Below are 18,871 nucleotides of genomic sequence, written 5' to 3' on the forward strand. Positions count from 1 at the left end.
AACACAGGCAATGGAGCCGACATGGATAACCAGACTGTCCCCTCGCATAGCGCCCTATGCACAGTCGTCAAACAACCCGGATTCGATTGGCTGGGCGCGATTCTGCGCCGCAAACTATTTCTGCTTTTTATCCTCACGGCCGCCTGCGCCTTGGGGTATCTCAAGTACGTCAAGCAGCCCAGGCTCTATGCCTCCAAACTCACGCTCATGATTTGGAATCAGGCGGCACCCCACATTGTTGGCGGTGATCTTAAAGAGCAACCGCTCACTGCGCACAAGCACATCAACTTGCTTCAAAGCGAAGTTGTCTTGACCAAAGCTGTTGAAGATGGCGGGCTGGCAAAACTTACAACGTTTCAAGGTGAGTCGGAGCCGGTTCTTGTCCTGAAAGACATGGTATCAGCTATGTCTGTTGACAAATCTGTGGACACCATTGAACTAGTCGCTCAAGGTCCTGTGCCCATGGATCTCCCGCACATTCTAGAAAGCGTGGTGACCGCTTACCAAGATATACTCAGCGAAGATTCGCAGGCGATCGGCAAGTCCTCGACCGAACTAGTGGGCCTGCTACAACAACAACTTTCCAGTGAAAAAACGCAAGCCGAAGACCGCTATGCGTCGATCGTCAATCGACTAGCCATTTCACCCGACGCGGTCACTGGCCGCTTCATTAATCCGTATTCGCAAAGGTTGGCAGAGCTCAAGAATCAACGTATTTTGCGTGACCGAGAGTATCGACAAGTCGCTGACAAAATCGCGGGCATTCGCGACATACAAAACGGTACTGGAGCCGAAGCGGCTGGACTGCTGCGAGCCCTGGCGGCCGAAGCCATGCGCAGCTTGTCGATCAGCCCTCCCAATTTTGAACAGCCACAGCCACAGACGAATACTCAACTTATCAGCGAGCTAACGCATCGCATCGTCAGTATTGAAACATCGTTGCACGAATTGCAGCTGCGGACTCAACGCATCCGCAAAACGGTTGGCGAAAAGCACCCCACGCTGGCCAGTGCACTGAATGAAGTTGCTTCCCAAACCAGTTTGCTGGCTAGCTTGAGGGACCAACGCAAACGTTTGAATGACGCCAGCACCAGCCAGGCTCGGCCCCTGCCCAACGCGTCAAAATCTGCGATGACCGCGTTTCAACAGGAGGTCGTCACCATATACATGGCCACCCTGCAACGGGAAGCCCAGCGGCTTAAGAGTTTGCTCGATGTCTACAACAGGGATATTGCGGTCGGCGACAAGAAAGTCAAGGAAGTCGAACGCGACATTCAGGAGCTGAATCATCTAGCCACGCAGATCAAAGAAAAAGATTCACACATCAAGGAAATACTCAACGGCCTATCCAGCTTGACCTTGTTAGCCAGTCATCACACACCGACGAAAGTTCGAGTCATCGACAGCGCCTTGCCCGGCGAACAGATTGCGCCGGTACTCACCAAAGCGATGGGACCGTTTATCGCCTTGGGATTGATCATTGGCGTGGGGATTGTGTTGCTACTGGATGCCTCGGACTTATCTTACCGCAGCCCGCAAGAGATTCGAGAAATCCTGGGTTTGACGGTTATTGGTCGGATCGCCAAACACTCCACATCGCAATTTTATGCCGGTAGCTCCGGCCGTATTGTGGCCATCAGCAATCCGCGTTCGCAAACGACCGAAGCGTATCGCACCTGCAAAGCAGCCCTGGCGCATTACGCGTCCAAAGAAGGTGGGAACTGCTTTCTGATCACCAGCCCCTCAGCTGGTGATGGCAAGTCGACGACGGTCCTGAACCTGGCCGCCTGCTTTGCACAAGCCGGTGCTCGCACAGTTGTGGTCGACGCCGACCTGCGCCGCCCGCGTTGCCATGCGTATCTTGACCTGACCATTCAGCCGGGTCTGAAAGATCTGACTCGTGCAGATATCGACACCAACGCGTTGATTCGTACTACCGAACTACAAACCAATTTAAGTGTGGTCAGCGCCGGCAAAGCGATGACCAATCCCAGCGAGTTTCTGGAATCGCTAGGTTTCGCCGAGTTCTTGAAAAGCTTGAAAGATGACTACGACATGGTCCTCATCGACTCGCCACCCATTCTGCCCGTGGCCGACGCCTTGGCGTTAGCCGGGTTGTGTGACGGAGTGTTGTTAGTGATGAAGATCCGCAAAGGTGTCATCTTGTCCTCGCAAAAAGCCGTCGAAGCTTTGAACAGCGTTAGTGCCAACATTGTCGGTGTGGTGGTCAATCAAGTTGAACGCTTGTCACACTACTACGACTACGGCAGCTACGAATATCGATATGGCGCTTATAAATACTACGCTCGAAGCTATGGCGATCGCGTTCATGAAGAATACACCGACCAGCAGGAAGTTGAGACAGACAAGCGAATGGCCGGCTGAACAAGCATTTCAAAACCGTAGCGGAATGCGTCAAGCATTTCGAAAGCAGCTTCCGCTTTGACCGGTGGTTTACTGGTGAACGAACCGTTAGTGAAGGATTACTGAATCCCATGAGAACGACATTTGGACTGGCAGTATTGCTGTGGCTAAGCCTTACCGGCGGCGCGCTCAGCCCCATGTTGCTGGGCGACTTTACGGTGTATATGACGGGTGTGCAAATATACACTTCTGAAAGTGATGGCTCTATCGATTCGGGCTCTAACTCACGCTATTCGACGAATGATGGTGACTTTGGCGACCATCTCTATGTGTGGGAAGGCCTCGGCGTCCGACCTGACACGGCACTTGACCGTGCGATCTCCTTTACTGTGTTGACAAATACCACTGACTACAGTTTTGAGACGACGACGATCTTCGGCCCCGGGGGAACTGCGGGAATGAATCTCTTCTTCAGCGATTCGGTATCCACATTTAATCCATCCGTCGGTGGGTATGCGGGAGATCTGACTGTATACAATGCCCAAGACGCACCGGTGACGTCCTTTAATTACGTCGGCCCTGGCAAATTGGTGCAGGATTATGGCGATCCCAATACCAATTTGAAACCAGCTACAATCGGCAACCAGGCGTTCATCATTGCCGACAAAAAGATCACGGTTTCCGGTTTTCAATATGGGTATAGCGGCGGGAAGCTAAGTGGCCGATTCAGCCTCTCTGTAACGCCTGTCCCAGAGCCATCGTCACTCGGCCTGATCCTGCTCGCTGCCATAGGCACCCGTCAGGTATGGAGAAGACGTCGAGCCCACGCCGGTGCCTGACGGCGACCGGCTAACGTTCTGCCGGCCCTTCAGGCCTGGTCTCTGAGTTTGCTACAATCAAACGCTCCGATCAAAGAAACTTAGCTGACTATCAAGTGCAATACGGCAGCCTCGGATCGAAGCGGGTAAACTCTCACTACTAGGAGTCCAGGCCTGAAGGGCCGACAGAACCTCTGCCGGTCGCCGTAAGGCACCGGCAGTTGCATGGTGGTCAGTGGTCCAATGCGATTCTAGGATACAGATAGATGAGCACTCATCAACAGTTGCTTTATCATGTCGTCTTTAGCACCAAGTGCCGCTTCAAACTCTTGACTAATGAAATTGCACCCGATGTGCATGCATACACCAGCGTGGTATGCAAAAACTTGGGAGGCTACCCGATCATTGTTAACGGCTACCTCGATCATCTGCATATACTCTCGCGAATTCCTGCCAAGTTGGTCGTGAGCGATTTTATTGGACGAATGAAAGCCAATGTCAGCAAGCACATGAATGAGCAACAGTGGGTTTTAGGTAAATTTCACTGGCAAGATGGCTATGGTGCCTTCTCAGTCAGTGTGTCTTGCAAGGATACAGTCTACAACTACATTGCCACTCAGCAGGAGCATCACACTAAGGGAACTTTTGAACAAGAGTATCTCATGCTTCTACAGAATCATGAGGTTGAATATGACCCTGAACATGTGTTTGATTGACACAAGCAAGCCGATGCCATCTTGGCGCCTCAGCACGCCGGTGCCTTACGGCGACCGGCTAACGTTCTACCGGCCCTTCAGGCCTGGACTCTGAGTTTGCTACAATCAAACGCTTCGATCAAAGAAACATACCTGGCTATCAAGCGCAATCAACCGCCGCCGGTAATTTGCAAATTGCGATTGACCTTGTTAATAACCAGCAGCACATCCAGAGCGGTTAAGTCTTCATCGCCGTTGACGTCGTAGAAGCCGGGGGCAGAGAGAACTCTATCACGCAAAGGGCCCGCGGATCCGGCGTTGATTTGGTTGATGATCAGCAATGCATCCAGCGCAGTTACGTTGCCGTCGTTGTTGACATCGACCGAGTTCAAATCGTTAGTCCACTCCGATCCAACTTCGTTGTCCAGGATCGTCATCAAGAAACTGGCAGCCGAACTCGAGCCACTGGCCGCTGAGACGCGCACCAGCTGACTGCCATCCAAAACGTTGTCGTCAACCGCCGATACCAAGAAGTCAACGGCGGCTGCGTTGGCGGGAATGGTGACGCTGGAGGGCACTGTCGCCGCGGTCGCATCACCACTGCTGAGCGTCACTACCAGCGGCGCAGTGGTAGCACCGCTACGCCTGACGCTGACCGTTACTCCACTGCCACTCTCACTCTGCGTGGTACTGCTGGGCTCGAGCGTTAATTGCACCTGGTCATCATCGGTCACTACGAGTTGCAGCACCGCAGTACTGGCACCGGTGCCTTGAGCCGTAAGCGTGACGGTCTGGTCTCCGTTGATCACCGCGTTGCTTTGAATCGTGATGGGTACAGTAACCGACGTTTGGCCGGGTCCGAATCCAACCACTGAGGGAACTGTGGCTGCAGACGTGTTACTGCTGGTGAGCAACATCGACAATAAACCTGCCGTGTATCCCGAGCGGCCCAAAGTTACATTCAAGACTCCTAGGTTCTCACTAACGTTGGTAATCGACGTCGACCATTCCAACGTCGCCACGCGCGATGTATTCAAGTCCACTTTGACGTTGCTGGAACCAACTGGCACCTGGTAATAGGTGATAGGCTGGCTGAGCGAACCACCGGAGAATGTTACATCGTATGTGCCGGAGGGTACTGCCAACGAATATCCGCCGCTGCTGCCGGTCTGAGTTTCAAAGCTGGTGCCGTTGCTGGCGCGAGCCGTGACGGTGATACCACCCAAGCCTTCATTGATCGTGTAGAAAGCATCTGCAGTGACCGCATCGCTGAACGCGACACCTGTGATGAAGACCTGGTTCTGCGACACGCCGAATAGTTGGGCAACTTTACTCGCGTTGTAATTGACGCCTTGATGTGTGTGGACTCCCGTAGCTGCGCCAGTTCCCGCTTCATCCACATTGTCACGCATGATGTTTACACGATGAGTGGTGCTAAGTATCAGGTTCTTGTGATTCTCATAGACGTAAGCATTTGCATCGATAGGTCCAGTCGAACCTGCCCAGCCCACATTCTCATAGCCTGGGCCGCCATAACCCAGTGCGGCAAATCGCTGGTCAAAGCCCTGCCCCTCGGGATTAACGTGATCGGTGAAGTTGCGCGCAGCCATGTCGTCTGAATATGCCCTGGCCGCGCTAGAGAGTAACGCATTAAGGGCCAGCGGTTGCTTGGGCGTGCCGCTGATCGTATTGGGTGCCAAGTCTTTATTCAGATCGATGCCATACAACGCCACCTCGGCTGTCGGATTGGCTCGAGCTCGATTGACCAGTTCCAGGAGCAGTTGTTCGCGAGGGGATATCTCGATCGCCGCCAACAACCGCCGCGGCTCGCAATGTTCGTAAGTGAGTTGTCGAGCGCGAAGTCTAACCCGTGGCTGCGTTGGATCGATGGGCATGGCTACTACATATATCGGGGTGGTAGGCGACATTCCAGCGCCACTCCGTCGGCAATCAGTTGCTCAGTACTATATCAGTTGCCTGGCCAGCGTGCTGATTTTTTCTAACGCCCTCGGCTTATTTGGACTTCAACTCCCAATCCATTTTATTCTTGCCGCTTTTGACTTCGACTTTTTCGCCAGCGTTGCCGGTGTACTTCTTGGGTAACGGCTGCTTGCCTTCGACGCCATCAGGCCACCGGAATGTGACCGTATTGGGTCCCACCTTGGAGCCCATCGTGCCATAGATGTAGATCAAGTCGTAGTTGCCTTGAGGATCGGTTTCGGCCGTCGCGACGCGTCCGCTTTCGGGTTGATAGTTGACGATCACGCCAGCCAACGGTTGACCATCCAACGTCACTTTGCCGTATACACGACCCAAGGGCGGTTGGTCACTCGGTGTGCAACCCGACGCTAGAGCCAACAAACCTGCCAACACACCCAGCATTCTCAATCCAGTCATACTCATCCCGTTTATTTAGAAATCTACTTGTGTATTCCGTAGCCGAACTCGCCAGAGTTTGGATGATATTCCATATTCCGTAGCCGAACTCGCCAGAGTTTGGATGATATTCCATATTCCGTAGCCGAACTCGCCAGAGTTTGGATGATATTCCATATTCCGTAGCCGAACTCGCCAGAGTTTGGATGATATTCCATTCGCTTTCCAAACTCTGGCGAGTTCGGCTACGACTGTTCGGCTACGGCTGTTCGGCTACGTACAATTCTTAGAAACCGAGGTCACCCAGCGGTTGACCATCGGCCTTGCCTAAGAGGCGTTCGTAGGTGCTATCGATCCAAGCACCGTTGGTTAGTGCGCCGGGAATCGTGCTGAAGTTGTAATCGATGTTCTGGCTAATGAAGTGCACTGAGCCATCGGTGAAGACAAACTGAGCGCCGCCGACATGGTTGCTGTGAAAACCGCGGGGTTGATGGACGCGATTGGTCGAGCTGAAGTTGATGCCGTTGTAGGCCAAGCCCAACACGCACATGCCGGCGGCTTTGATACCCGCACTGGTGCCGGGCGTGCAAGTGACTGAACTGAAACCCAGCGCATTGCCCGCACCTACATTCAAGTTGTGGAAGCGGAAAGATCGTTCACCGATGATGGCGGTGTTGCTAGTACCATCGGTCACGTCGGCCATGCGGCATTTGGAATTGAGCCAGCCCATGCCGGTGGCGGGACCATATTGAGGCCACACCGGTGGCGTGGTGCTAACGCTAGTGCACGCGACCATGACGTAGTTCGATTTGGCAATGGCGATGCGATCCGAACCGTCGCTGGTTACGTGGCGGTTGTACCAGGATGCGTTAGGATCGGCTGGATTATCGGCCAGGTTTTGATCGAAGTTATTCAACAGCGGACCTGGGCACGAGGGACAAACATAGGTTGGCAGCGATGTTCTCAGGGCCGCCAAACCGACCGGCGTTTGCAAGTTCTGCCACAGCGTGCGCTGGCCGACACCGAGCGTATTGTGCAGGGCCGTTTGTTCGATAAACGGCAGAATCAATGCTCCCCAAGACCAGTGCGATTGATTGGTCAGCGACATCATCGAAGCCGTATTGGGTACGGCTGGGGGAATGATGTCGGCGATGTAGCCCGATGGAAAGGACTTGTGAGTATCGTGATAATTTTGGACAGCCAAGCCAAACTGCTTGAGGTTGTTGGAGCACTGCATGCGTCGAGCGGCTTCGCGAGCGGCTTGGACAGCTGGCAACAACAAACCAACCAAGATGCCGATGATGGCAATCACCACTAACAGCTCAACCAGCGTAAAACCCCGGTCGCGGTTCCTACGACTCATACGCTCGATTCCCTAAATAAAGAATTGCGATAGACTGACCTCGTCGGTCGGCAACTGAAAAGGACACGCCGGCTGCCCGCGAGATCGCAAAAGAGAACTTTCGTCGCTTTGGTATAACGAATCGCAGTAGCACATTCAAGCAATGGGCGGTTTGATTTGCGAAAGTTTTGCAAGTGGCGAACCGCTAAGAACAGGTAACATCCTGCCAACTCCGGCTGCGAATTTGCTATGCCTTTTCAGCCAATATATTGACCTGGTTAATCCGAGCACCCCAACCATGTTGACAACGGTCGACAAATTCGCCAAACCATGAAGCCATCGATCACACTCGAGATCAATTGTCAGGTTGACTGCCGAGACGACAGTCGTCGCTACCAGCAAGCGGCGCTGTGGGTGGCCCAAGAATTTGAGTTGGCAAAGTTAGAGGTCAGTATCGCCATCGTCGACGATGCTACGATCCATCAGCTCAATCGCGAACATCTCCAGCATGACTGGCCGACCGATGTCATCAGCTTTGTCTTCGAAGTCGATGAGGAGTCCAGCAGCGTTGAAGGCGAGATCATTGCCAGCTTGGATACGGCCACTCGACTCGCCCCGGCGGCCGGATGGCAGCCACAAGACGAGCTACTCCTATACATCGTGCATGGTCTCCTGCATCTGGCGGGTCTCGATGATCGGGAACCAGAGGACCAACGTGAAATGCGCGCAGCTGAACGTGCCTGCCTCTTGGCTCTAAAAGTTGTAGGGGCCGATCAGCATTTAGCGCGCTGGGACGATGTCTCCTATTGAACAACCCATTCGCAAACTGAACTTTTCTTAATCTTAGGCTGCGTGTTCATTTGTCTTTCGTAAGGTGACATCGCGTTTCAGTTGGCATGCATGCCTGCGGGTAGAATTGGCGGTGGGCCAGGCTGGCATGCATTCCACTAAACGGCTCCCATGTCCATATTGTGCTCCTCAATGTGTTGGATGACACGTCGCTTGTCGCTTCTGCTGCTGGCCTTTCTGGCCGGGCTAACTGCGTGCGCGCCGGCAGTGCCACCCCTTAAGCTCAGCCAGCCGTTGTCCATAGAGCTAACCGCACACGAGCATCAGTGGAAAATCGTTTACGCCAAAGAATCGCTCGGTACGGCTCAGGTCGTGATTCAGCCCAGCGGCGATATCCACATTCCCGAACACTTGTCGGTGGATCTGGTTTTAAAGAGCAGTGATTACATCTACACAGTGGCGCTGCCACAGCTGAAGCTGAAAGAAATTGCGGTACCCAACTTGGAGTTCACTCTGCACGTTGGTCCGACACCTCGCGGGAGCTATGTGTTTACCGGCGAGCAAATGTGTAACGAGCCCAATACTCAGCCGCCCATTCATCTAATTGTCGAAGACCAACAGAGCTTTCAAGCCTGGATCCAGAAACTGCAGTGAGCCCCTCTCTAATCATGAATAAACTCCTGATTCCTCTCGCACTGTGCGCGTTATTTGGTTGCCGTCCAGCTGCACCTGTGGATGCAAATGCAGATGCAAAAAAAGCACCTCCAAAACTCGCGGAATCAACTCCAGCCAAGACGGATTCTCCCACCGAGACCGGAGTGCCACAGAAACTGCCTGTCCTGTTTTCTGCTCCGCACTTCGATTTGACCGATCAAGCGGGTCAGCCCTTTGCCAGCGAAGAGCTGACCGGTCGCGTGTGGATCGCCAACTTTATGTTCACGCATTGCCAGGCAACATGTCCGCGACAAACCGCGGAGTTAGCCAAACTGCAAACACACATCGAGGCCTGGCCACATAGTCAACGAGTGCGCTTCGTATCGATCACGGTGGATCCCGCTCGCGATTCACCCGAGCGCATGCTCGAATACGCCACTCAGCATGCCGCCAACCCTGAGCGTTGGAAATTCTTGACCGGCTCGCGCGAAAAACTGTGGACGCTGAGCAAGGAAGGCTTCATGTTTCCAGTTCAGAGTGCGCAGAACGAAGCTGGCTTGATCACACACAGTTCGCGTTTCGTATTGATTGATGCCACGCGGCAAGTGCGCGGGCTGTACGAGAGCCTTGAACCAGCCGAGATGGAAAAACTGACCGGCGATCTACTGACATTGCTCTCCGAACCGGTTATGAATCCTCCCGATCCCATGATTGTCGGAGCACCAGCGGACGTGTTTGATCCTCAATGGCTCAAAGGTCGTCGCGATGAACAATTAGCCCAGGCCGATACCCTCAAGACCTTTCATGATTTTCAGTTTGAAGATCGCCAACCAGACAGTGGCATTACCTTCAAGCATCATCCGGTCGCCGATTCGTGTAAGGACTTTCGCAGCAATCATTACGATCACGGCAACGGGCTAGCGGTGGCAGATGTCGATGGCGATGATTTAACGGATATATACTTTATCAATCAGCGTGGCCCAAACGAATTGTGGCGTAACTTAGGTGGTGGTCGCTTTGAGAACATCACGGAAAGAGCTGGAGTGGCCTTTGATGGACGTGCCAATGTGACTGCTTCGTTTGCTGACATTGACAACGATGGCGATCCCGATTTGTTTATCACCGCCACTCGGCATGGCAATGCCCTCTTGCTGAACGATGGCCAAGGCAACTTTCAGGACTTCACGGAACAATCGGGACTCAAGTATGACGGTCATTCATCGGGAGCCGACTTCTTTGATTACGACCGCGATGGAAAGCTCGATTTGCTGCTAACGAACGTTGGCAAGTTCACCACGGCAGTCATCGGATATTCGGGCGACAAAGCCAAGAAAGAATATCCCTATTACATTGGTGAAAAGGAAGCTTTTGCCGGGCATCTCTTCCCGCCGCTGCGCGAGCGCAGCCTGATCTATCACAACGAGGGAAATGGTACGTTTCGCAACGTGACCGATGATTTGGAATTTAAGGAATTCGGTTGGACGGGCGATGCCACACCGATCGACATTGACAACGACGGCTGGCTAGACATTTACGTCGCCAATATGCAAGGCAACGATACGCTCTATCGCAACGTCGAAGGCAAGAAGTTCGAAGACGTCAGTCGGACCTGGTTTCCTGTACCCGTGTGGGGTGGCATGGGTTTGAAGTCGTTCGATGCCAACGGGGACGGTCGCATGGACTTGATGGTAACCAGCATGCATGCCGACATGTGGGAACTGGGCAATGGCATCTTGGGACCGGACCGCGAACGTCGCCGCGCAGCCGAGGATGCAGTGCCTATTTCCTATCTGCGCAGTCGCGAAACCGGCCAGAACGTCTTGGGTAGTGCACTATTCCTAGCAAAGTCCAGCCCTGGTTTTGATGAAGTTGCCGACGCGTTTAATGCCGAGAACTATTGGCCGTGGGGACTGAGCGTTGCCGACCTCAACGCCGACGGCTTTCAAGACGTGTTCATTACCTCAAGTATGAACTATCCCTTTCGATACCATGTCAACTCGCTACGCCTGAATGAAGCTGGGCAGAAATTTCGCGATGCCGAATTTATTCTGGGCGTCGAACCACGCCGCGGCGGTCCAGCGGGCCCCTGGTTCCAACTCGATTGCCAAGGCGAAGATCGCGAGCACAAACTGGCTCAAGGCCATACTGGCAACATCGAGGTGTGGGGCGCGCTTGGTTCGCGTTCCTCGGCCATCTTCGACTTAGATGCCGATGGCGACTTGGATATCGTTACCAACGACTTCAATTCGTCACCCATGATTCTGATCAGCAACTTGAGTGAACAGCCCAATCAGTTGAACTATTTGCAAATCGAACTCGAAGGTACCGCTTGCAATCGCGATGCTTTGGGCTCCAAAGTCGAACTGACCATTGGCCAGCGGCATCTGACTCAAGTGCTCGATGGACAGTCGGGCTATTTGTCGCAAAGCAGTCTGCCGCTGTACTTCGGACTGGGCGATGCCAAGAGTGTCGACAAGCTAACGATCACCTGGCCCGGCAACGTCGTTCAAGTCGTCGAAGGCCCCATCGAAGCGAACAAAACTCTGAAGCTGAAGCAGTGACGGTCACCTCTCCAAGGCTCTGCCTTGGGGAGGTCGAATCGAGCCGTAGCGAGATTCGGGAGGGGTCTGGGCTGTGCAGTTGGTTAGTACCACAGGAGTCTTGCCTAGCGCGGTGCCCCCTCCCGCAGACTTCGGCTATCGCCTCGTCTGCGACCTCCCCCAGCTTCGCCGGGGGAGGTGACCAGTCACCTCTCCAAGGCTTCGCCTTGGGGAGGTCGAATCGAGCCGTAGCGAGATTCGGGAGGGGTCTTGGTAGTGCAGTTGGTTAGTACCACAGGAGTCTTGACTAGCGCGGTGCCCCCTCCCGCAGACTTCGGCTATCGCCTCGTCTGCGACCTCCCCCAGCTTCGCCGGGGGAGGTGACCAGTCACCTCTCCAAGGCTTCGCCTTGGGGAGGTCGAATCGAGCCGTAGCGAGATTCGGGAGGGGTCTGGGCAGTGCAGTTGGTTAGTACCACAGGAGTCTTGACTAGCGCGGTGCCCCCTCCCGCAGACTTCGGCTATCGCCTCGTCTGCGACCTCCCCCAGCTTCGCCGGGGGAGGTGACAGCGTGAAACGGGGTCAGGTCTGGGTCAGGTCTCTTTTTCAGTTACTGAGCCGTGCGGGTCAAGCGTCCGGACTGCGAGGGAACCTCTGGCAAGGTAGCGAAGAGTCGGAAGCCTTGCGCAATCGGGGCCACGCTGATCGTAGCGGGCGTTAATCCCAATTGTGTCCCTAGCGGACTCTGACTGGCTACTGCAGCGGATAATAAATTGCCAGTGGGCGTGGTGCCAGGAGCAATCAACTGAGCCATTAACTCGTCGCTGCCCGCGCCAACTCCGACCAGTACAACGTGCTGGGTGGTGGCGATGTTGATGATGGCAACTTCTCCAAACAGGTCACGAACTTCCTTCAGCTCGGCAGCAATCGGCAGTTCGATGCGATGCAGGTTGGCGTCGTAGCTGGTCGGTTGATTGAGCTGGATCTTGGCCGGCGCGCCGTCATCGATGGCGGCCTTCAGCAGTTTCTGCAAGTCAGTATCCAACTTCACAGGATTGGCGATGCGCAATCCGGCAGCCAGCACAGGGCGGCCATCACGCTCCTGAGCCGCAAAGGTGCCTTGGAGGTTCTGCAGGGAAGTCAATTCCAAAGCATGACGAGCCAAAACTCGGGAGCCGTCCTGCAGCACTCCGCGGCCTTGAGTACCGTCGATCAAATCGCCACTGAAGAGATTCTTCACATCGCCGCTAAAGGGTGCAGCCCACGCTTGAACGAAGTTACGAAATTCAAATTCGATCGGCAGATTCCATTGACCTTGTGCCAGTGACCTATCGATGTTCGCATCAGCGAATGGAGTTTGGACAGGCCGAATTCCACTGAAGGAGCGATTGAGCACATCGACCGCCAATTGAACTCGGCTTTGATTGTCTATCTGGAAGCGCAGGTCCATGCTCTCCGAACGAGTAAACCAGGATGCGATGCGTTCCGAAGCAGCCACGCTGAGCAGTTCCGGTAGGTTGGCCAGTGAGAAGCCTGCACTGAAAGTTTGCGATTGAGGCAACAACAGACCAAGCACTTGACTGCTGAGCGACTTGCGCAGTTCCGGACGCAGATTGCGCCAATCAACATGCATTATTACCGAGCTCTCCGTTGGTGCACCGGTGAAAGTCGGTGCAGCGGGCAAGCGAATGCTCTTCAAGTATTCGGCATTGTCGGCGATGCGCAGTTTGTTTCCTGATTGCTCGACGAAGAATCGCAAGCTGCCACTGGCGTTAACTAGTTCGCCAGTCTGCGAGTTAAGTGTCATGCCGTCTTCGGCCAAAGCGGACCAGAGTTGGCTCGCGTCGATGCTGGTCAGCTCAACGGCAAACATGGGCACTTGCGTACTGAACGCGCAGGCAGCGGTCAGTGGTTTGGTACTGTCGAGATGTTGTTCGTAGCCCTTCAGGAAGGCGACTGGTCCCGATAGACCCAGGCCTTCACCGCGCTGCCCTAAACTGCTCAGCACGACCTGCAAGTCCTTGGGACTGCGGGCCACTACGGTCAGTTCAGGCGTTTGAGCAATAGCGGCTAATGAGCAGAGTGCACAACCAACTGCCGCCAGCGATCCTAACCAGGTGCGTACCATTTTCGTTCTCTGTGCGCTATACGAGAATCGGCCAAATGTTGACCAACTCCTGTTCGCACGGGCGAGAATGGACGGCCAACATCACATGTAATTTGGATAAGACAGCAAGATGGTACCCGTGGCGATCAATCGATCATCGGTTCGAGCTTCAACTTTGAAATAGCGGAACTCGGCTCGCTGCATGGCAATCTTAGATTCCAGATACAGCGTATCGCCAGGTAAGGTGACAGATCGTTGACGAATCGTACTCTCGGCTAACACGCTTAACGGTATTTCCGGCAGGGAGGCCAGGTAGTCGCGTTCTTCTAAGCGATCGACTACAACCCCTTCTTTTTCCAGGCGTTCGATGTTCATCATCAAACCACTGGTCTGAGCCAAAGCTTCGATAACCAATGAGCCAGGGAACATCGGATGGCCGGGAAAACATCCCTGTACAGCGAACTCATTCTGGGCGATACGTTTGAAAGCGCATATCGAACGCGCCGCGAAGTTGTATTCTCGAACGCCATCAATCAGCGCCATCACATCGCGATGTGGCAGCAGAGCGCGGACGGCGTAAGAATCCAGAGCGATTGTAGTCTTCGTTGCAAACATGAGCGTTTACTTAGTGAGCAGTCCATAGTCTTGTTCAGCACCAGCGCGACCACCATCAACTACGATGGTTACGCCAGTGATATACGCGGCGTCGTCGGAGCACATATAGCCGACAACTTTGGCTATCTCTTCGGGCTGACCCCATCGAGCCATCGGAATAAGTCTCAAGGATTCGGCCGCGGCCGAGGGCGAAATCGCATCGGCCATTTCGGTGCGTGTAAACCCAGGTGCAACCACCAGTGCCCGCACGTTGTAGGGAGCTAGTTCGCGGGCGAGCGACCGGGTCATGCCAATGACTGCCGCTTTGGATGTGCTGTAGTTAACCTGTCCGGCACGCGGCGAGATACCCGAGCCTGAGCCGATATTGATGATGACGCCTTTGCGTTTGGAAACCATCGAACGGCTGACAGCTTTGCAGCAATTGAAGACCGCATCCAGATTGATCTCCATGACGCGTGACCAGCCTTTTTCGGTCATCATCATGAACATGCCATCGCGCGTGATACCTGCATTGTTGATCAGGGCTTCGATGGGGCCATGCTCTTTTTGAATTTTCAGCACACTACTTTGCACGGCCGCATAGTCGCTAACATCACATTGCATCAGGGCACCGTCGCCACCTTGCTGCCTGATCTCAGCTAACGTAGCTTCAGCCGACTCAGCGTGCGAGACGTAATTGACGACGACGAAGTAACCGCGACGAGCCATTTCGACCGAGGTGGCGCGACCGATGCCACGCGAGCCACCGGTGACCAGAGCGACTTTGGGTTTGTCAGTCGGCTGAGCTCCGCTCATGCTGGCAACTCCGGTGCAGCTTGACCAGGTGTTTGCCATGGAATCTTGGCCATCGTCAACTGCCCCTTGGACACTTCGCGACCTTCGACCGTTGCACATACTTTGCAACGGGCCATATCGCCCCGCCTGATTTCAAACGTCGATTCCAGCTCGATTTGATCACCAGGAAAAACTGGGCTGGTGTGTTTGATCTTGCTCTCAGCCAGAATCGTAGCCATGCTCGTTACTTCGTGAACGTGGCTACCAAAGTCCTCGGGTGCAATGCCTTTTTCGAGCAATTCCCAAATCATCCAACCACAACCGGCCGTTTGAGCCAAAGCTTCGATGATCAGGACGCCAGGAAAAATGGGATTACCCGGGAAGTGCCCTTGAATAAATGGATCGTTCTGGGCCACGTTCTTCAAGCCGATAATACGACCGGTTTCCGTATCGAACGACTTCACTTTGTCAAACATTTGGAAGGGATAACCGTGCGGCATGATCTTGCGCAGAGTTAATCCATCGATGGCAATAATCTTTTTTTCCGTAGTGAATAGGCTGGACATGCATCGGCTCCAAAAAATCTCGTTTTACTGGTAGCGGAACTCGTCAAGAGTTTCGTTTGATTGACGTCGTGTATTAGTAGCGGAACTCGTCAAGAGTTTCGATGTGTTGGTGCTGCATCGAAAGCCTTGACGGCTTCCGCTACGGGTGAGTTGCGTGTGTGACTAGTTCAGTACGAAGCCGAGGTCGGCTTCTACAGCCCCGCGACCGCCATCGATCACGATGGATTGGCCGGTCATGTAAGCGGCGTCATCCGAGACCAGGTAAGCGACGGTGCGAGCCAGTTCTTCGGCGTGGCCCCAACGTTGGAGCGGCGTCATGCGAAACGTCTCGCTCACAAATTCTGGCGAAAGGGTGTCGGTCATATAGGATTTGAAAAAGCCGGGAGCCACGTGCAACACGCGCACGCCTTTGTCGGCCACTTCGCGAGCCAGCGAGCGCGTGAAGCCCAGCAGGCCCGCTTTGGTCGCGCTGTAATTGACCTGACCTGGCATAGCCACTAGCGCCGAGCCAGAGCCGATGTTGACAATCACTCCATGTTTGGCTGCGCACATCTGACGGATACAAGCCTTGGTGCAATGATAAACGCCGTCCAAGTGCACATCCATCAACTTGTCCCAGGCATCTTGTCGCATCATCAAGAAGTAATCATCACGCGTCAGGCCAGCATTGTTGATGAGAATGTCAACGCGTTTATAGTCCTTGAAGACTTTCATGAACATCTTCTGGACAGCGATGGCGTCGCTTACATCTGCTTGAATGATTTGCCCATCGCTACCGAGTTCGCGCACGCGAGCCAACGTTTCTTCGGCTAGCTGTGCGCTTTTATTGGAAACGTGATTGATAACAACGGTTGCCCCGCGCGCGGCTAGTTCTTCGGCCATGACCTTGCCCAGGCCACGCGACGAACCGGTGACAACGGCAACGCGATTTTCCAAGTCCCTCACAGGTCGGCTCCTAGTGAGCTGGTGATTATTGATGTAGCGAAGAGATATGTATTGATGAGCAGTGCTAAGCTCGAAAGTGAGACGACTGTTAGACGATTCGCTCCGACTGCAGACGTTTCACCCAGGGAGCAATTCCGGCCGAGTGGCTTTCCGCAGATGCCACCTCATAATCGTCATGCCCCGCAAAGTTGCGCCGCACCAAACCAAAAAGTACCCTGCCGGAGCCTAGCTCACAAAAACGTGTAATGCCAAGACTCTTGAGCTCTTGCAGCGCGTGTTTCCATAAAACCGGCGCGGCGATCTGTTGTGCCAGATGGCGACGCAGGATGCCCGGCTCGGTCTGTTTGCAACCAGAGAGACTGGTGAAAATTGGATACTGAGGCGTTTGAAATTCGATGGAACCCAGTTCCGCAAAGACGCGGTCGGCCAGCCACTGAATGCTGGGTGAATGCCAGGGACCGGAGACTTCTAAACTGGAGATGTCGCCGCCCAGTCGAATGAGCACGCGTTCCATGTAGCGTACGCTATCGGCATCGCCTACGATCGTCAACTGATCATCGGAGTTCCAGCCAGCGATATCGACGTGGCCACTCATGTCAGACTTGGCGATCGCATCCATGATTTGCTCGCCTGTCAAATGCGTCACGGCCACCATCTTGCAATGTTCGCTGACACCCAAGGACAACAGGCGGCCACGGATGACAGCCGCTTGCATGGCGTCTTCCAGCGAAAGGGCACCAGCGATGTACATGGCGGCAACTTCGCCCGCACTGTAACCGGCCACGGCGTCCGGCGTCACGCCGTTGTCCAGCAAGTACCGGGCGTAGCCGATGTTAATGCTGGCCAACAGAGGTTCCAACACTTCGGGCCGGCGCATCTCGGTTACTGGCCCAAACTGGCGGATGCGATTCAGTGGCAAGCCACTGAGTTGCTCGGCCATCTCGAGAATTTCGCGGGCAGTGGCGAAGTCTTTCAGCAGGCCTCTGGCCATGCCGAAGCTCTGCGAACCTTGTCCAGGAAATATCCAGGCTTGCATCGATTTACGACTCCTGCGCGACAGTGGCCAGCAGTTCGTTAACCGATTTCGAATTGTCGACGCCTGCTACTGAGTAGGAGAGCTTGGAGTCAACATTCTTGCGCAGTAAACCACGCAACACTTTCCCGGGCCCGACTTCCAGGAAGCGATTGCAGCCTAGGGACAAGAGAGTTTGAGTAACAGTGGTCCAGCGCACAGGCGAAACGATTTGCCGCATCATCGTGTCGCGAATTTCATCGGCTGACTCCGCGACTTGTCCGGTCGCGCCCAGGATGAATGGAACGCTGGGAGCTTGAAAGTCAACCGTTTCCAGGACCGCTTGAAACTTGTCAGCCGCTTCTTTCACCAGTGGACTGTGCCACGCGCCGCTGACGTTTAGTCGCACGCTGCTACCGCCTGCAGCACTGACTAGCGGTATCAGAGCATCCAGGGCCGCGTGTTCGCCTGAGACGACGGTCTGCGAGGCGGCATTGAAGTTAGCCAACACCAGAGTGCCATGGACTTGCGGCAACAACTGTTCAATCTTCTCAGGTGGCAGATCTTTAACAGCTAGCATACCGCCTTCGGCCGACTGGCTCATCAAACGCCCGCGTTCAGCACCTAAACGCAGTGCGTCTGGTAGCGAGATCACATCAGCTGCGTATAACGCGCTGATCTCACCCAAGCTGTGGCCAGCCACAGCCACCGGTTCAACGCCGCTATGTTTCAATAGTTCAACATAGCCAATCGAGATGGCCACCAGCGCCGGTTGCAATACATCGGTTTGAGTCAGAGTGGATTCAGGTCCACGTTGGATAATGGTTCCCAGCGAGTGACCGCAGTAATCTTCCGCCGCTTGTAAGACTTGGCGTGCGGGAGCGAATTTGTCGAGCAATGCGCGGCCCATACCAATTTCTTGCGCGCCTTGCCCCGGAAACAACCAGGCGTGTTGTTCAAAGTTGCTCATACTTGCCGCTCCATGTTTGCCGAACAGTTATGTGTGATGGCTGCGATGACGTTGACTGACCAAGACTTCGCGAATTCTGCATACAACGTCTTGGGGAATCTCATCTAGCAATGGCAACAGCGACTCATCGGAACTGTTGTCCAGCCAATCGATTAGTCCCCGCGGATGTCGGACATAGTACTGGCCAAAACACTTGCCCAGTTCAAAGCCGTCGACCCGCGATATAACCCTGAAATACCTGAGGTTGCTATTCTGCATGATCATTCCATTCCTCCAGTTTGCACGATTGCGGTTTTCGCGAAGAG

17 protein-coding genes are annotated in these 18,871 nt (G+C 54.3%); 6 read left to right on the forward strand and 11 right to left on the reverse strand.

Annotated elements, in window-relative coordinates; all coding sequences use genetic code 11:
* Nucleotides 1–21: 21 nt before the first annotated feature.
* The 3 genes from SH573x_RS22830 (at nucleotide 22) to tnpA (ending at nucleotide 3,898) form a co-directional block, all read left to right on the forward strand.
* Entirely contained in the window at nucleotides 22–2,385 is a 2,364-nt protein-coding gene (locus SH573x_RS22830) for a polysaccharide biosynthesis tyrosine autokinase (protein WP_479350128.1), read from the forward strand.
* A 110-nt stretch (nucleotides 2,386–2,495) separates the two neighbouring features.
* Complete coding sequence (locus SH573x_RS22835; protein ID WP_479350130.1) at nucleotides 2,496–3,203, forward strand: PEP-CTERM sorting domain-containing protein; 708 nt, start codon at nucleotides 2,496–2,498, stop codon at nucleotides 3,201–3,203.
* 245 nt (nucleotides 3,204–3,448) lie between these two features.
* Entirely contained in the window at nucleotides 3,449–3,898 is a 450-nt protein-coding gene (gene tnpA, locus SH573x_RS22840) for an IS200/IS605 family transposase (RefSeq protein ID WP_479350132.1), read from the forward strand.
* Nucleotides 3,899–4,047: 149 nt separating this feature from the next.
* Here tnpA and SH573x_RS22845 read toward each other — a convergent pair whose 3' ends face one another.
* From SH573x_RS22845 to SH573x_RS22855, 3 genes are all read right to left on the reverse strand, one after another.
* A complete protein-coding gene (locus SH573x_RS22845; protein WP_479350134.1) occupies nucleotides 4,048–5,805 on the reverse strand; it encodes a dockerin type I domain-containing protein in 1,758 nt (585 codons plus the stop codon).
* An 85-nt stretch (nucleotides 5,806–5,890) separates the two neighbouring features.
* On the reverse strand, nucleotides 5,891–6,280 hold the full coding sequence (locus SH573x_RS22850) for a transthyretin-like family protein (RefSeq protein WP_479350135.1): 390 nt from the start codon (nucleotides 6,278–6,280) through the stop codon (nucleotides 5,891–5,893).
* A 259-nt stretch (nucleotides 6,281–6,539) separates the two neighbouring features.
* Nucleotides 6,540–7,616 carry a DUF1559 family PulG-like putative transporter gene (locus SH573x_RS22855; protein WP_479350137.1) on the reverse strand — a complete coding sequence of 359 codons (1,077 nt, stop codon included), beginning with the start codon at nucleotides 7,614–7,616 and terminating at the stop codon, nucleotides 6,540–6,542.
* A gap of 309 nt (nucleotides 7,617–7,925) precedes the next feature.
* On the opposite strand from SH573x_RS22855, the gene ybeY reads away from it, so the two are divergent.
* From ybeY to SH573x_RS22870, 3 genes are all read left to right on the forward strand, one after another.
* Nucleotides 7,926–8,405: an rRNA maturation RNase YbeY gene (gene ybeY / locus SH573x_RS22860; protein WP_479350139.1), complete on the forward strand. Its 480-nt coding sequence runs from the start codon at nucleotides 7,926–7,928 to the stop codon at nucleotides 8,403–8,405.
* A gap of 180 nt (nucleotides 8,406–8,585) precedes the next feature.
* Nucleotides 8,586–9,038, forward strand: a complete 453-nt coding sequence (locus SH573x_RS22865; protein ID WP_479350141.1) for a cupredoxin domain-containing protein — start codon at nucleotides 8,586–8,588, stop codon at nucleotides 9,036–9,038.
* A gap of 164 nt (nucleotides 9,039–9,202) precedes the next feature.
* A complete protein-coding gene (locus SH573x_RS22870; protein ID WP_479350143.1) occupies nucleotides 9,203–11,599 on the forward strand; it encodes an FG-GAP-like repeat-containing protein in 2,397 nt (798 codons plus the stop codon).
* A 588-nt stretch (nucleotides 11,600–12,187) separates the two neighbouring features.
* Here SH573x_RS22870 and SH573x_RS22875 read toward each other — a convergent pair.
* The 8 genes from SH573x_RS22875 to SH573x_RS22910 form a co-directional block, all read right to left on the reverse strand.
* Nucleotides 12,188–13,705 carry a hypothetical protein gene (locus SH573x_RS22875; protein WP_479350144.1) on the reverse strand — a complete coding sequence of 506 codons (1,518 nt, stop codon included), beginning with the start codon at nucleotides 13,703–13,705 and terminating at the stop codon, nucleotides 12,188–12,190.
* An 81-nt stretch (nucleotides 13,706–13,786) separates the two neighbouring features.
* The gene (locus SH573x_RS22880; protein ID WP_479350146.1) at nucleotides 13,787–14,299 is read right to left on the reverse strand and encodes an ApeP family dehydratase; all 513 of its coding nucleotides are present in this window, start codon (nucleotides 14,297–14,299) and stop codon (nucleotides 13,787–13,789) included.
* Between the two features lie 6 nt (nucleotides 14,300–14,305).
* A complete protein-coding gene (gene fabG, locus SH573x_RS22885) occupies nucleotides 14,306–15,094 on the reverse strand; it encodes a 3-oxoacyl-ACP reductase FabG (RefSeq protein ID WP_479350147.1) in 789 nt (262 codons plus the stop codon).
* The gene (gene fabZ, locus SH573x_RS22890) at nucleotides 15,091–15,639 is read right to left on the reverse strand and encodes a 3-hydroxyacyl-ACP dehydratase FabZ (RefSeq protein WP_479350149.1); all 549 of its coding nucleotides are present in this window, start codon (nucleotides 15,637–15,639) and stop codon (nucleotides 15,091–15,093) included. The genes fabG and fabZ overlap by 4 nt, the downstream gene beginning before the upstream one ends.
* Before the next feature lie 162 nt (nucleotides 15,640–15,801).
* On the reverse strand, nucleotides 15,802–16,584 hold the full coding sequence (locus tag SH573x_RS22895; protein ID WP_479350151.1) for a 3-oxoacyl-ACP reductase family protein: 783 nt from the start codon (nucleotides 16,582–16,584) through the stop codon (nucleotides 15,802–15,804).
* 88 nt (nucleotides 16,585–16,672) lie between these two features.
* The gene (locus tag SH573x_RS22900; protein ID WP_479350152.1) at nucleotides 16,673–17,620 is read right to left on the reverse strand and encodes an ACP S-malonyltransferase; all 948 of its coding nucleotides are present in this window, start codon (nucleotides 17,618–17,620) and stop codon (nucleotides 16,673–16,675) included.
* 4 nt (nucleotides 17,621–17,624) lie between these two features.
* A complete protein-coding gene (locus SH573x_RS22905; RefSeq protein ID WP_479350154.1) occupies nucleotides 17,625–18,566 on the reverse strand; it encodes an ACP S-malonyltransferase in 942 nt (313 codons plus the stop codon).
* Between the two features lie 27 nt (nucleotides 18,567–18,593).
* Complete coding sequence (locus SH573x_RS22910; RefSeq protein WP_479350156.1) at nucleotides 18,594–18,830, reverse strand: hypothetical protein; 237 nt, start codon at nucleotides 18,828–18,830, stop codon at nucleotides 18,594–18,596.
* Between the last annotated feature and the right edge of the window lie 41 nt (nucleotides 18,831–18,871).

The organism is Rania fehmarnensis, assembly GCF_056494185.1.

Excerpts from the sequence above, each read along its gene's own strand:
- SH573x_RS22830 (WP_479350128.1), top strand. The coding sequence starts at position 22 with ATGGATAACCAGACTGTCCCCTCGCATAGCGCCCTATGCACAGTCGTC.
- SH573x_RS22835 (WP_479350130.1), top strand. The coding sequence starts at position 2,496 with ATGAGAACGACATTTGGACTGGCAGTATTGCTGTGGCTAAGCCTTACC.
- tnpA (WP_479350132.1), top strand. The coding sequence starts at position 3,449 with ATGAGCACTCATCAACAGTTGCTTTATCATGTCGTCTTTAGCACCAAG.
- SH573x_RS22845 (WP_479350134.1), bottom strand. The coding sequence starts at position 5,805 with ATGTCGCCTACCACCCCGATATATGTAGTAGCCATGCCCATCGATCCA.
- SH573x_RS22850 (WP_479350135.1), bottom strand. The coding sequence starts at position 6,280 with ATGAGTATGACTGGATTGAGAATGCTGGGTGTGTTGGCAGGTTTGTTG.
- SH573x_RS22855 (WP_479350137.1), bottom strand. The coding sequence starts at position 7,616 with ATGAGTCGTAGGAACCGCGACCGGGGTTTTACGCTGGTTGAGCTGTTA.
- ybeY (WP_479350139.1), top strand. The coding sequence starts at position 7,926 with ATGAAGCCATCGATCACACTCGAGATCAATTGTCAGGTTGACTGCCGA.
- SH573x_RS22865 (WP_479350141.1), top strand. The coding sequence starts at position 8,586 with ATGACACGTCGCTTGTCGCTTCTGCTGCTGGCCTTTCTGGCCGGGCTA.
- SH573x_RS22875 (WP_479350144.1), bottom strand. The coding sequence starts at position 13,705 with ATGGTACGCACCTGGTTAGGATCGCTGGCGGCAGTTGGTTGTGCACTC.
- SH573x_RS22880 (WP_479350146.1), bottom strand. The coding sequence starts at position 14,299 with ATGTTTGCAACGAAGACTACAATCGCTCTGGATTCTTACGCCGTCCGC.
- fabG (WP_479350147.1), bottom strand. The coding sequence starts at position 15,094 with ATGAGCGGAGCTCAGCCGACTGACAAACCCAAAGTCGCTCTGGTCACC.
- fabZ (WP_479350149.1), bottom strand. The coding sequence starts at position 15,639 with ATGTCCAGCCTATTCACTACGGAAAAAAAGATTATTGCCATCGATGGA.
- SH573x_RS22900 (WP_479350152.1), bottom strand. The coding sequence starts at position 17,620 with ATGCAAGCCTGGATATTTCCTGGACAAGGTTCGCAGAGCTTCGGCATG.
- SH573x_RS22905 (WP_479350154.1), bottom strand. The coding sequence starts at position 18,566 with ATGAGCAACTTTGAACAACACGCCTGGTTGTTTCCGGGGCAAGGCGCG.
- SH573x_RS22910 (WP_479350156.1), bottom strand. The coding sequence starts at position 18,830 with ATGATCATGCAGAATAGCAACCTCAGGTATTTCAGGGTTATATCGCGG.